The 12,332-nt window shown below is 65.7% G+C and carries 14 protein-coding genes; 6 read left to right on the top strand and 8 right to left on the bottom strand.

What is annotated here, in order from left to right; all coding sequences use genetic code 11:
* Both ACU0BR_RS05845 and ACU0BR_RS05840 read right to left on the bottom strand, forming a co-directional pair.
* Positions 1-736: S-methyl-5'-thioadenosine phosphorylase (locus ACU0BR_RS05845; RefSeq protein WP_446155910.1), on the bottom strand; the 736-nt coding region annotated here is incomplete at its 3' end.
* A 10-nt stretch (positions 737-746) separates the two neighbouring features.
* Positions 747-1,352 (bottom strand): flavin reductase family protein, encoded by a 606-nt coding sequence (locus ACU0BR_RS05840; protein WP_446155909.1) that lies wholly within the window; start codon positions 1,350-1,352, stop codon positions 747-749.
* A gap of 75 nt (positions 1,353-1,427) precedes the next feature.
* Here ACU0BR_RS05840 and ACU0BR_RS05835 point away from each other — a divergent pair, with 75 nt between their 5' ends.
* The 3 genes from ACU0BR_RS05835 (at position 1,428) to ACU0BR_RS05825 (ending at position 2,889) form a co-directional block, all read left to right on the top strand.
* Positions 1,428-1,922: a GNAT family N-acetyltransferase gene (locus tag ACU0BR_RS05835; protein ID WP_446155908.1), complete on the top strand. Its 495-nt coding sequence runs from the start codon at positions 1,428-1,430 to the stop codon at positions 1,920-1,922.
* A gap of 419 nt (positions 1,923-2,341) precedes the next feature.
* Complete coding sequence (locus tag ACU0BR_RS05830; RefSeq protein WP_446155907.1) at positions 2,342-2,584, top strand: hypothetical protein; 243 nt, start codon at positions 2,342-2,344, stop codon at positions 2,582-2,584.
* A 74-nt stretch (positions 2,585-2,658) separates the two neighbouring features.
* Positions 2,659-2,889 (top strand): hypothetical protein, encoded by a 231-nt coding sequence (locus tag ACU0BR_RS05825; protein ID WP_446155906.1) that lies wholly within the window; start codon positions 2,659-2,661, stop codon positions 2,887-2,889.
* Between the two features lie 193 nt (positions 2,890-3,082).
* Here the strand turns inward: ACU0BR_RS05825 and ptsP are convergent, their stop codons facing one another.
* The 5 genes from ptsP to ACU0BR_RS05800 form a co-directional block, all read right to left on the bottom strand.
* Positions 3,083-5,326, bottom strand: coding sequence for a phosphoenolpyruvate--protein phosphotransferase (ptsP, locus tag ACU0BR_RS05820; RefSeq protein WP_446155905.1), 2,244 nt, complete (start codon positions 5,324-5,326; stop codon positions 3,083-3,085).
* Between the two features lie 5 nt (positions 5,327-5,331).
* Positions 5,332-6,570: an aspartate kinase gene (locus ACU0BR_RS05815; RefSeq protein WP_446155904.1), complete on the bottom strand. Its 1,239-nt coding sequence runs from the start codon at positions 6,568-6,570 to the stop codon at positions 5,332-5,334.
* Between the two features lie 151 nt (positions 6,571-6,721).
* Entirely contained in the window at positions 6,722-7,255 is a 534-nt protein-coding gene (locus ACU0BR_RS05810) for a DUF1178 family protein (protein ID WP_446155903.1), read from the bottom strand.
* Positions 7,256-7,344: 89 nt separating this feature from the next.
* Positions 7,345-7,818, bottom strand: coding sequence for an NUDIX hydrolase (locus tag ACU0BR_RS05805; protein ID WP_446155902.1), 474 nt, complete (start codon positions 7,816-7,818; stop codon positions 7,345-7,347).
* A 144-nt stretch (positions 7,819-7,962) separates the two neighbouring features.
* On the bottom strand, positions 7,963-8,454 hold the full coding sequence (locus tag ACU0BR_RS05800) for a MarR family winged helix-turn-helix transcriptional regulator (RefSeq protein ID WP_446155901.1): 492 nt from the start codon (positions 8,452-8,454) through the stop codon (positions 7,963-7,965).
* A 529-nt stretch (positions 8,455-8,983) separates the two neighbouring features.
* On the opposite strand from ACU0BR_RS05800, the gene ACU0BR_RS05795 reads away from it, so the two are divergent.
* On the top strand, positions 8,984-9,421 hold the full coding sequence (locus ACU0BR_RS05795) for a hypothetical protein (protein ID WP_446155900.1): 438 nt from the start codon (positions 8,984-8,986) through the stop codon (positions 9,419-9,421).
* Positions 9,422-9,481: 60 nt separating this feature from the next.
* On the opposite strand, the gene ychF is transcribed toward ACU0BR_RS05795, so the two are convergent.
* Positions 9,482-10,579, bottom strand: a complete 1,098-nt coding sequence (ychF, locus tag ACU0BR_RS05790) for a redox-regulated ATPase YchF (RefSeq protein ID WP_446155899.1) — start codon at positions 10,577-10,579, stop codon at positions 9,482-9,484.
* A gap of 117 nt (positions 10,580-10,696) precedes the next feature.
* On the opposite strand from ychF, the gene ACU0BR_RS05785 reads away from it, so the two are divergent.
* Positions 10,697-11,116, top strand: a complete 420-nt coding sequence (locus tag ACU0BR_RS05785; protein ID WP_446155898.1) for a VOC family protein — start codon at positions 10,697-10,699, stop codon at positions 11,114-11,116.
* A gap of 155 nt (positions 11,117-11,271) precedes the next feature.
* The gene (gene trpA, locus ACU0BR_RS05780) at positions 11,272-12,063 is read left to right on the top strand and encodes a tryptophan synthase subunit alpha (RefSeq protein ID WP_446155897.1); all 792 of its coding nucleotides are present in this window, start codon (positions 11,272-11,274) and stop codon (positions 12,061-12,063) included.
* The last annotated feature ends 269 nt before the right edge of the window (positions 12,064-12,332 follow it).

Here is a 12,332-nt window from a genome sequence, read left to right as displayed (position 1 = left end):
CGTGGCGCGGCAGGAAGGCCATGCGCACGCCGCCCAGCGTGCCGGTCAGCGTGCGGATGATGTCGGTCACGTCGACCTCGCCGTGCTCGGGATGCCAGCTGTCGTAATCGGTGATCATCGCGACCGAGGCATAGCAAAGCTCCGCCTCGCGGGCGAGCTTGGCCTCGGGCATGTTGGTCATGCCGATCACGTCGCAGCCCCAGACCTCGCGATACATGCGCGATTCCGCCAGCGAGGAGAACTGCGGCCCCTCCATCGCCAGATAGGTGCCGCCGCGGTGCACCGTCACGCCCGCGTCGCGCGCGGCGCGTTCGCAGGCGTCGCCCAGGCGCGGACAGGTCGGATGCGCCACCGATACATGCGCCACGCAGCCCGCGCCGAAGAACGATTTTTCCCGCGCGACGGTGCGGTCGATGAACTGATCGACGATCACGAAATGACCCGGCGCCATCTCCTCGCGGAACGAGCCGCAAGCCGAGATGCTGATGACATCCGTGACGCCCAGCCGCTTCAACGCGTCGATATTGGCGCGGTAGGGCACGGAGCCTGGCGAATGCACATGGCCGCGGCCGTGGCGCGGCAGGAAGGCCATGCGCACGCCGCCCAGCGTGCCGGTCAGCACCGCATCCGACGGCGCGCCCCAGGGGCTGTCCACCGTCACCCATTCCGCGTCTTCCAGCCCGTCGATCTGGTACAGCCCGGACCCGCCGATCACGCCGATCATCGTCTCGCTCATGTCGCTCTCCTCACTCGCCCGGGCGCTTCAGGCTGAACACTTCGGTCACGCGCGAATAATCGCGGTATCCCAGGCGGGTCAGCGGCTGGTATTTCAGCACGTCGAACAGGCCGTCGCTCATTACCGTGTCGTCGATGTGCACGGCCACGACCTCGCCTATGACCATGTGGTTGGCCTCGCCCAGCAGATCGACGATCTGCACCAGACGGCATTCCAGTGCGGCGGGCGAGGCCGCGACGCGGGCGCAGGCGATATCGGTGCACGGCGCCCTTTCGATCCCGGCCAGTTCGAATTCGTCCACCTCACGTTCGTAAAGCCCCGAGGTCGCGTTCATCGCGTCGCGCTGCTCGTAGGCCACGATGTTGACGCAGAATTCGCCGGTCTGGCGAATGTTGTCGAGGCTGTCCTTGCCCAGCTGCCGGTCCGCCTTGGCCGAGGTCGAGGCGAACATCACCTGCGGCGGCGTGTAGGCGATGCCGTTGAAGAAGGAATAGGGCGCCAGGTTGTCCTGACCCTCGGGCGAGCGCGTGGAGATCCAGCCGATGGGGCGCGGCGTCACGATGGCATTGAACGGGTTGTGCGGCAGGCCGTGGCCGTCCTTGGGGCGATAGAACATGCAGGTCTCCTTGTTTGCCCAAGGGGTAACGTCGTGCTAGCAGCGTTTCCAGCGCGAAATGTGGGAAAGTCGCCGGTGTTCCAGCTGACCGAAGAGAACAAACAGGATTGGTGGGACGTGGAGGCGCTGTTCGATCTGTGTTTCGCCCCCGGCCGCGAGGCGCTTTCCTCCTACCGTCTGCGCGATGGCGTGCCCCCCGTCGCGCCGCTGTGCCTGGTGGCACGCGACGGCGATGGCACGCTCGGCGGGGCGATCCGGTATTGGCCGGTGGTCATCGGCGGGCGTGACGTGCTGCTGCTGGGGCCGGTCGCCGTGCACCCGACCCATCAGGGCGAGGGGCTGGGCGGCCTGCTGATCGCCGACAGCCTGGCACGGGCGCGGGCCCGGGGCTGGTCGCGGGTGCTGCTGATCGGTGACGCGCCCTATTACGGGCGCTTCGGCTTCGCGCGCAACGGCGCGGTCGGGTTTCCGCCCCCCACCAATCCCGACCGCATACTGACGCTGGCCCTGGACGAAGGCGCCTGGGACGGCGTCGCCGGGCCGGTCGAGAAAGCGCGCGCGCCGGGGTGAAATCCCCGCTCGGATGCCGCGCTTGTCGGCATTTTCGCGAAAGAGGATACATAATACAAACTGTGCATAATTGCACGCTTCCCTGTGCGAGCCCCTGTGGGTTCCTATATTCACTAACGAACGCGTGATCGCGCCTTTTTTGGTGATCTGTCGCCACCGCAGCGCGGCAGGGCGGGCTGTTAGGCATCGTTCAAATTTGCGGGGGAAAACAGCGGCTTCGGTTTCTTGTGCTGCGCGTGTGGGTTTCGTGTAAAGACGCCCGCGGTAAATTCAAGTCCCCCCGTCTATAAATTTTTGTCGAGAAATCAGGGCGTTCCATTCCTCACTTCGCACGCCTAACTGTCATTCACCGGCCGACGAGCCGCAGAAAAAGAGACGCGCCAACCCCGGTGCGTAGGAAGACAGAAGGATCTTTTGAAATGAAACGCATTATCGCATCCGTCGCCATTGCCGCCGCCGCTTCGGGCGCCGCTGTCGGTGCCGCCGCAGCCGCCACGCCGGCCCCCTTTGCGCAGAACGTGCAGACCCTGGCCGCCAACTACGGCTACTCGGTCGACACCTCCAAGCTCAACCGCAACGATCTGGCGTTCCTCTATCTGACGCTGAACAGCGCCGACAGCGCGTTGGTCGCGTCCAACGCGATCAAATCCGTCCAGCAATAACGCCGACGGAAATTCCCATACTCCCCGTATGACGTTTGCGTCGTAGGTGACGCAGCCCTGAAAGGAAGACCAACATGAACCGTATCATCGCATCTCTCGCCATCGTCGCCGCCACCGCCGGCGCGGCCGCCGCTGCCGTCCCCGGATCGCTGGCGACAAGCCTCGCTCAGGAAGCTTCGCTCTACGGGGTCAACGTCGACGCCGCGAGCCTGACCACCGCCGAGGTGACGCAGCTGCAATTCGCATTGACCAGCAACGATTCCGCCAGCGACACGCGCCGCGCGATCCTGTCGGCCGTCAACTGACGCCCGCGCGCCCCGATGGTACTCCTTGATCGGGGCGGGATCACACGGACGGCGCGACGCGGCCCGGTCACGGGGACCGCGACGCATCAACAGCCGTCTCACAGGGCCACCCGCCGTTGGCGGGGGCCCTCATCCCGGACCCTCCCTCAGCCCCACCGACGCGCCGGACGCCAGCCGTGGCTTTCATGAAAGCTCAGATCGTCTTGGCCAGATAGGCAAGCACCGCCGGGCGCACGGTCTGCGCCCCTTGCTGGCGCGCGCTGTCGATCACCGTTTTCAGGTGACCCAGATCGACCTGCCGCAGCAGATGCTTGACCGGCCCGACCGAAGCCGGACGCATCGACAGCGACCGCAGGCCCATCGCGGCCAAGCAGATCGCCTCGACCGGGCGGCCGGCGTCCTCTCCGCAAAAGGACAGATCGGTGCCGGTTTCCGCGCATCGCGCCACGACGTGCTCGATCATGCCCATGAAGCTGACGTTGAGCGTGTCATAGCGGCGGCGCACCCGCTCGTTCTCGCGATCCGCCGCGAAGAAGAACTGTTTCAGGTCGTTGCCGCCGATCGACAGGAAATCCGTCATCTCGAAAAAGCTGCGCGGCGCGAAGGCGAGCGAGGGCGTCTCCAGCATCGCGCCGATCTCGACCGAGCTGGGCATGACGTGATCCAGGCTCCGTTCCCGCTCCAGCTCGCGTAGCAGGTGATCGCGCGCGGTCACGAATTCCTCTTGCTGTGCGATGAAGGGAAACATCACCGTCAGCGGGCGCCCGTTCGCTGCCCGGATGAGCGCCTGCAACTGCATCCGCATCACGCCGGGCTTGTGCAGCCCCACTCGGATCGCGCGCCAGCCCAGCGCGGGGTTCGGCTCTTCGGTGGGCTTCATGTAGGGCAGCACCTTGTCCGACCCGATGTCGAGCGTGCGGAAGGTCACGCGCTTGCCCTTGGCCGCATCCAGCACCCCGGCATAGATCGACGCCAGCTCGGCGCGGCGGGGCATCTTGTTGCGCACCAGAAACTGAAGTTCGGTGCGAAACAGCCCCACCCCAAGCGCGCCGGATCCTTCCAGCGAGGGCAGATCGGCCATCAGGCCCGCGTTCATGTAAAGCGAGATCTCCGTGCCGCAGAGCGTCCGCGCGGGCTTGTCGCGGATCGAGGCGTAGCGTTGCAGCGCCTGCGCCTGCATCGCGATCTTGTCGCGGAAGGCATTGGCGACGGCGTCTTCGGGGCGCAGGTGCACAAGGCCCTGATCGCCGTCCACGAGGATCGCGTCGCCGTTCAGTGCCTCTGTGGTGACGCGCTTGGCGTTGATCACCAGCGGGATCGCCAGCGCGCGGGCCACGACCGCGGCGTGCGACCCGACGGAGCCTTCCTCCAGCACCACGCCCTTCAGGCTGCGGCCATAATCCAGCAGTTCGGCCGGGCCGATGTTGCGCGCGACGAGGATCGGGTTTTCGGGCATCTCGGCGCCGGTTTCGCGGCCCTGGCCGGTCAGGATGCGCAGCAGCCGGTTCGACAGGTCGTCCAGATCGTGCAGCCGTTCGCGCAGGTAGGGATCGGGCACCTTTCCCATGCGCGCGCGGGCGGCGGATTGTTCCTTTTCCACCGCCGCCTCGGCGCTCAGGCCGCGGGCGATGTCTTCCTCCATGCGGCGCATCCAGCCGCGCGAATTCGCGAACATGCGGTAGGCTTCCAGAACCTCCATCTGTTCCTTTTCGCCCGCGCTCACCCGCGTCATCATGTCGTCGACCGACAGGCGCAACTTGTCGAGCGCGATATGCAGCCGCCCCAGTTCCGCGTGCGGGTCGTCTGCGATCGGATTGGTGACCACGACGCGCGGCTCATGCAGATAAACTTGGCCCTCGGCCGCGCCTTCCTGGCCGGTGACGCCGCGGATCAGCACCTGATGGGTGTGGCGCGCGGTCATTCCTTCGCCCACGCCCATGAAGGCGCCAAGCTCGGTCATTTCGGCCAGCACCATCGCCACGACTTCGAGGGCGTAGATCTCATCGTCGGAGAATTCGCGCGCGTTCTTGGATTGCACCACCAGCACGCCCAGCGTCTCGCCCAGCCGCTGGATCGGCACTCCGAGGAAAGAGGTAAAGATTTCCTCGCCGGTTTCGGGCATGAAGCGGAAGCCGCGTTCCTGCGGGGCGTTGGCGGAATTGACCAGCTGGCCGGTCTTGGCCACGCGCCCGACCAGCCCCTCGCCCAGACGCATCCGCGTCTGGTGCACGGCGGCGGGGTTCAGCCCTTCGGTGGCGCAAAGTTCCAGCGTGTCGGCATCGCGGAACAGGTAGATCGAACAGACATGGGTATCCATCGACCCGGCGATCAGCGCCGTGATCCGATCCAGCCTTTCCTGACCTTCGCCGTGATCGGCCAAGGCATCGCGCAGACGCCCCAGCAGTTTTCGGGATTCGCTCTCGGTCTGTTGGGACATGGCCCTCAGGCTGCTTTTTCCAATCCGAAGACATCATGCAGCGCCTGAACGGCGAGTTCCATGTATTTCCGGTCGATCAACACCGAAATCTTGATCTCGGAGGTTGTAATGACCTTGATGTTGATGCCCTCGTCGGAAAGCGCCTTGAACATCTGGCTGGCGACACCGGCGTGGCTGCGCATCCCGATGCCCACGACCGACACCTTGCAGGTGTTCTCATCGGCGATCAGCTCATGGAAATCGAGCTCTCCGCGGTCCTTGGCGGCGTTCATCGCCTTTTCCGCGCGCAGCACCTGATCGACGGGGCATGAAAAGGTCATGTCGGTGCGCCCCTCCTCGGAGATGTTCTGCACGATCATGTCCACGTTGACGCCCGCATCCGCGAGCGGCCCGAAGATCGCCGCGGCGATGCCGGGCTGGTCGGCCACCGCAGTCAGCGTCATCTTCGCCTCGTCGCGCGAATAGGCGACGCCGGAAATTACGTTGGATTCCACGATATCCTCCTCATCACAGACGAGCGTTCCCGCCTCATCGGACATTTCCCCGAAACTGGACAGCACCCGGAGGCGGACCCGGTAGCGCATCGCCAGTTCGACCGAACGGGTCTGAAGCACCTTGGCGCCGAGCGAGGCCAGTTCGAGCATCTCCTCGAAGGCGATCCGGTCGAGCTTGCGCGCCTTGGAACTGATGCGCGGGTCGGTGGTATAGACGCCATCGACATCGGTGTAGATGTCGCAACGCTCGGCCTCGAAAGCGGCGGCGAAGGCGACCGCGGTGGTGTCCGAGCCGCCGCGCCCCAGCGTGGTGATGCGCCCCTCGGGGCTGATGCCCTGAAATCCGGCCACGACGGCGACTTTCATGCCCTCGGCAAATTTCGCGTCGAGGTTGTCGCTCGGGATCGCCTCGATCCGGGCGCTGGAATGGGCGGAGGTGGTTTTCACCGGCACCTGCCAGCCCTGCCAGCTGCGCGCGGGGATATCCATTTCCTGCAAGGTCAGCGCCATCAGCCCCGCGGTGACATTCTCGCCCGACGAGACGACCGCATCATATTCGCGCGCGTCGAAAAGCGGCGAGGTTTCGCGGACCCATCCGACCAGTTCGTTCGTCTTGCCCGACATGGCCGAGACGATGACGATGACCTCATAGCCTTTCGCGACCTCGACGCCGACGCGCTTGGCGGCGCGGCGGATGCGATCCAGCGTGGCGACGGATGTGCCGCCGAATTTCATCACCAGACGTGGCATCTAGCTCTCTTTCCTGACCGCCGGTGTCATAGGATGGCGCGCGCGGAAGGGCAAGGTTGATTGTCGGCCCCGCGCTGTCGCGGGGCGATGCCTCCGGCGGGGATATTTCCACGACAATGAATGGTGCCGCGCGGAAGCAGGCGGCCGCGCCTTAGCTGAGCTTGCGCCGGGGCACGAAGGGCAGGGGGGCGATCTCTATGCCATCTTCGATCAGGCTGCGGGCGTCTTCGATCCGGGCCTCGCCGTGGATCATGCGCGCGGGGGCCTCGCCCTCGTGGATGCGGCGGGCTTCGCGCGGGAAATCGCGCCCGACGTCCTGGGAATGTTTCTCAAGCGTGCGGCGCAGCTCGGCCACGGCTTTTTCCATCGGGGTCGCGGCGGCATCTGCCCGCAGGCGCGCGCGGTCGGGCGATGCAGACGTGGCGACCGCGGCAGGGTGGGGCGCGGGGGTTTGCTGCGGGGAATTCCGGGGGCCGGAGCCTTGAGGCGCGGCCGGGGGTGCATCGCGGCGCGACGCCTCGCCTGCCGCGATGCGCGGTGCCATGATCGCCTTGCGCACATCCGCGGAGCCGCAGACTGCGCAAGTGAGCAGCCCGCCGCCCTGCAGCCGGTCGAAGGCCTGCGCCGAATTGAACCAGCTGTCGAAGCTGTGGCCATCGTTGCATTTCAGACTGTAGCGAATCATGGGACCGGATTCCGTGTCATCGGGTGGCAGAGATGGGGGCGCGATGCTGCCGGGTTCAAGGGCAAAGAGGTCAGCCGCGGCTGGCCGCGCTAGCCCTGCACGGCGGGATCGAAGTGGCGCAGCAGCTGTTTCAGCTCCGGCTCGTTCACGCGTGCGGCCGCGTCCTTGGGGCGGAACCACCGGCGGCGGCGCTGGCCTGCTTCCGGGTACTCATCCGCCAGCGTCTTCACCTTCAGCGGGAACACCGCGACGATGCAGGGCATCCGCTCTCCGGTGTCCAGTTCCTTGTTGAAGGCGTAGAGCCCGATGCAAAGGCTTTTGACCTTGCCGCGCACGCCGGCCTCTTCCCAGGCCTCTTGCGCGGCGGCTTCGGCGGGGGTCTTGCCATCCATCGGCCAACCGCGCGGCATGATCCAGCGCCCGGTGCCCCGGCTGGTGATCAGCAGGATTTCGGGACGCTCCTGTCGGATGCGGTAGCACAGCGCCGCGAATTGCGATCGCGCGTCGTTTTTGCTGGCATTGCCCATGCGCAGGGGCGCCTGGGCAGTTCTCAATTCGTTCATGGCTGCTCGTCACGACCTGTCAGACGTTGTATTATGGTAACATAATAGCCGACTCGCCGGAAAAAGCAAACGTCTGGAGCGTGATAGCGCCCGCGGCGGAGGACCGGCGCGGGCCTGCACCGCCGGGCGGGGCTGGGGGCGGGGTCAGTTCGCTGCGGAAACCAGCGCGGAGCCGCTGCCCTGGCGCTGCCTGTCCATGCTTTGGCGCACGCGCACCAACAGGTTGCGCAGAACCTCATGCTCCTCGCCCGAGAGCCCCATCGCGGCGTCCTCGTCGCCCGGCCGGTCGTAGCGGGACAGCTTGTCGCGCAGGCCGTGCCCCTTGGGGGTGAGGCAGACGATCATCTTGCGCTGATCCTTGGGGTCGCGGGCGCGCTGCACGAAGCCGATTTTCTCCATCGACTTCAGTGCCGCGAGGGTGGTCGGTTCCATCGTTCCGACGCGGCGCGACAGCTCTCTCTGGGTCAGGCCGTCCTTCTGCCAGAGCACGCGGAGGAAATACCACATGCCCATCGTGACGCCATGCGGTTCGATCTTGGACATCAGATAGGTCTGATAGTTTCGGTGAGCAGCGCGGATCTGGTACCCAAGGCTCGCTTCGAGGGGAAAGTCGGACTGTGCAATGTCGTCTTTCATAAAGAACGCTCCATAACCATAAACAAAAAATTTCCACCCTCGATGTTGAAATAAACGGAGGGCCTCGTCGCAACCGTTGGGCAGAATAACCCGATTTTGCAGCTTTTATCCATAAAAAACGCGGTTTTCCCAACAATTTCTCTCTTGGGATGACGTTGCGGCGCCTTTTATTTGACCCCTGCGGCAGCCTCGCCTTTGATTCTTGACGCCGTATACGGCAGGCCGCCGAGCGGTGTGTCGGGCAGGCGGCGGTTCGGAACATCCTGAATTCGACGGGTTCTCTGCCGCGCGCATCGCCGCGGCGCCGCCTGCGCCCTCCGAGCCATGCCGCGTGGGAAGCGCCGCGGCAGGGGCCGACGGCGCCCGCGCGCACCGGAGGGAGCGTGCGGCTGCGGGCAAGAGGGAATCTGATGCAAAACGGCAACAAGTTACGTATCTAATTTTAATTATTTAGGACCCTCTGCAATCGGAGGTTGCTCTGCGGGCGCGCGATTTCTACGCTTTCGCATGTACTGCCAGGAGGGATCGCATGGAGCGTTTCGGAGAGTTCGAACAAGAGGGGCCAGGGGCGGTCGTGATGTCCTACGTGCTCTATGCCGTGCGGATCGTGGCGGCCGGCGGGCTGGCACTGAAGGCGACCTTCGGGCTGCTTTCGCCCGCGGTGCTCAATCAGCAGAATGTCTTCTACATCTGTGATGATCGCGGCATCCAGCTGACGCTGAGCCATATTGCCATGGCCATTGTCACTGCAACGCTGCTGCTGGGGTTTGCCAGCCGCTTGTCCGCGATTGTCGGCATCGTGCTGATCGGAGGGGTGATGTGGAATTGCAGCGGAATGATGGAAGACGCCTCGGCTTTCGTGCTGATCGCGCTGATCGTCATGCTGGCGCTGATATCGTCGCATGGCGGGGGGCGGTTCGCGCTGGACGGCAACCCCAACCCGCGCCGGTTCGCGGGCTGGCGCTGAACGGTCTCAGCTGCGGCCCATCCGCGGCCTCTGAGGGGGGGCGTCCGTCGCCCGTCGCGATCAGGTGTTGAACAGGAAATGGAGGACGTCGCCGTCCTTGACCGGATAGGTCTTGCCCTCGCTGCGCATCTTGCCCGCGTCCTTGGCGCCCTGTTCGCCGTTCAGGGCCACGAAATCCTCATAGGCGATGGTTTCCGCCCGGATGAAGCCGCGCTCGAAATCGCCGTGGATCACACCGGCCGCCTGGGGGGCCAGCGTGCCGTGGCGGATCGTCCAGGCGCGGGCTTCCTTCGGGCCGACGGTGAAATAGGTCTGCAGGTGCAAAAGGTCGTAGCCCGCGCGGATCAGGCGGGTCAGCCCGGCTTCCTCCAGCCCCATTTCCGATAGGAACATCTCCGCCTCCTCGGGGTCGAGCTGGCTGATTTCCTCCTCAATCCTGGCGCTGATCACGACCGACCCCGCACCTTCGCGGGCGGCCATCTCCTCCACCGCGGCGGAATGGGCGTTGCCTTCGGCCGCGTCGTCCTCCGACACGTTGCAGACGTAGAGGATCGGCTTGGTGGTCAGCAGTTGCAGGCCTTTCCATGCCTTCCGGTCGTCTTCGTCGACGGCGACGCTGCGCGCGGGGCGGCCTTCACCCAGGGCGGTCTGCGCCGCCTTCAGCAGGCGTTCCTGCTGCACGGCCTCCTTGTCGCCGCCGCGCACCTTGCGGACGATGTTCTGCAAGCGCCGCTCGATCGATTCCAGATCGGCCAGCATCAATTCGGTCTCGATGGTTTCGGCGTCTTCCACCGGGTCCACGCGGCCCTCGACATGGGTGACGTCGCCGTCCTCGAAGCAGCGCAGCACATGCGCGATGGCATCGCATTCGCGGATGTTGGCCAGGAACTGGTTGCCCAGACCCTCGCCCTTGCTGGCGCCTTTGACCAGCCCCGCGATGTCGACAAAGGTCATCCGGGTGGGGATGATCTGCTTTGACCCGGCGATACCGGCCAGCGTGTCCAGCCGCGGATCGGGCACCGCGACCTCGCCCACGTTGGGCTCGATCGTGCAGAAGGGAAAATTCGCCGCCTGCGCTGCTGCCGTGCGGGTCAATGCGTTGAACAGCGTGGATTTGCCGACATTCGGCAGGCCCACGATCCCGGTCTTGAAGCCCATTTCGCCCTCCTTGGAATGACGCGCCTACCTAAGGAGAGGCGGGTTCCGGTGCAAGCCCATTTGCCGGACGCCGGAAACGTGGCATTCTTGCGCCGTATTTTCACGGAGGTCATTGCGATGCAGCCGATTCCCTATCTGTTCTTTCCCGGCAATTGCGCCGAGGCCATGCGCCGCTACGCGGAGATCTTCGACGCCCCCGCACCTGAGGTCATGACCCCGGCGCAGATGCCGCAGGAGGCGCGCGACACCCTGCCGGAGGGCGCGCAGGATGCGGTCATGCATGCCGCGCTGAAGCTGGGCGACGGCTGGCTTTTCGCCAGCGACAACGTCGGCGGGGACGGCGAGGCGATGGCGGGTGCCTCCATCCATCTGTCGTTTCCCACCGCGCAAAAGGCGCGCACGGTCTTCGATGCGCTGGCCGAGGGCGGGACGGTGCGCATGGCGATGGAGCCGACATTCTGGGCGCCCGCCTTCGGGACGTTGACGGATCGGTTCGGCACCCGCTGGATGATTTCCGCCGACAATCCGGCGGCGTAGGACGCCCCCCCCGGCGTTAGGCGCGCATCGGCGCCGCCCGCGCGCGCCGACGGACCGGCGCGCCCCGTGCCCCATTGATTTTCCCGCCCCCATCGCGCAAACCGCGAGGCGGGCCCTGTTGTGGCGCCCGCAGAGACCGGGGGAGGGAAACCCACATGACACGTATCGACGCCAAATTCGCCGAGCTTCGCCAGGCGGGCCGCAAGGCCTTCGTGGCCTATGTGATGGCGGGCGATCCCGATTACGATACCTCGCTTGAGGTGATCAAGGGATTGCCGGGCGCGGGTGTCGACATCATCGAACTGGGAATGCCCTTCACCGATCCGATGGCCGATGGCCCGACCATCCAGCTGGCCGGTCAGCGCGCACTGGCGGGCGGGCAGACGCTGGAGAAGACCTTGCAGATGGCGCGGGAGCTGCGCCGCGGGGACGACACCACGCCCATCGTGATGATGGGATATTACAACCCGATCTACAGCCGGGGCGTGGATCGTTTCCTGCGCGACGCGAAAGAGGCGGGTATCGACGGTCTGATCGTGGTCGATCTGCCGCCCGAAGAAGACAGCGAGCTGTGCGTCCCCGCGCAGGCGGCCGGGCTCAACTTCATCCGGCTGGCCACGCCCACGACCGATGACGACCGCCTGCCCATGGTTTTGCGGAATACCAGCGGCTTCGTCTATTATGTCTCGATCACCGGTATTACCGGCGCCGCCGCCGCCGAGGCCGCCGACGTGGCCCCCGAGGTCGCGCGCATCAAGGCGAAGACGGATCTGCCGGTCATCGTGGGCTTCGGCATCCGCACGCCGGAATCGGCAGAGGCCATCGCGGGCGTCGCCGACGGCGCGGTCGTGGGATCGGCGATCGTGGCCGAGATCGCCGCGGGCAAGCCGGTCGGCGAGATCCTGGACTTCGTGCGCAGCCTGACCGACGGCGCCCACCGCGCCTGAGCGGCGGCCGCGGGCGCCCCCGCCCGCGCAGCATGGCCGCGCGCTGCACGGGGCCGACCGTCTCAAGGGGCGGGCACACCACCCCGAAGGCTGCCGGACAGGATTGCGCAGCCAAAGCCCTGTTGGTAAGGCTTCCTTGCCATCCAGTCGAGCAGGACCGCCATGCCCGTTATCACCAACATCGAAGACCTGCGCCGCATCTATCAGCGCCGCGTTCCGCGCATGTTCTACGATTACACCGAATCCGGAAGCTGGACGGAACAGACCTT

The organism is Brevirhabdus sp. (genome assembly GCF_052826345.1).
Note: the sequence above shows the minus strand (reverse complement) of the source record. Positions and strands in the feature narration are given on the sequence as shown.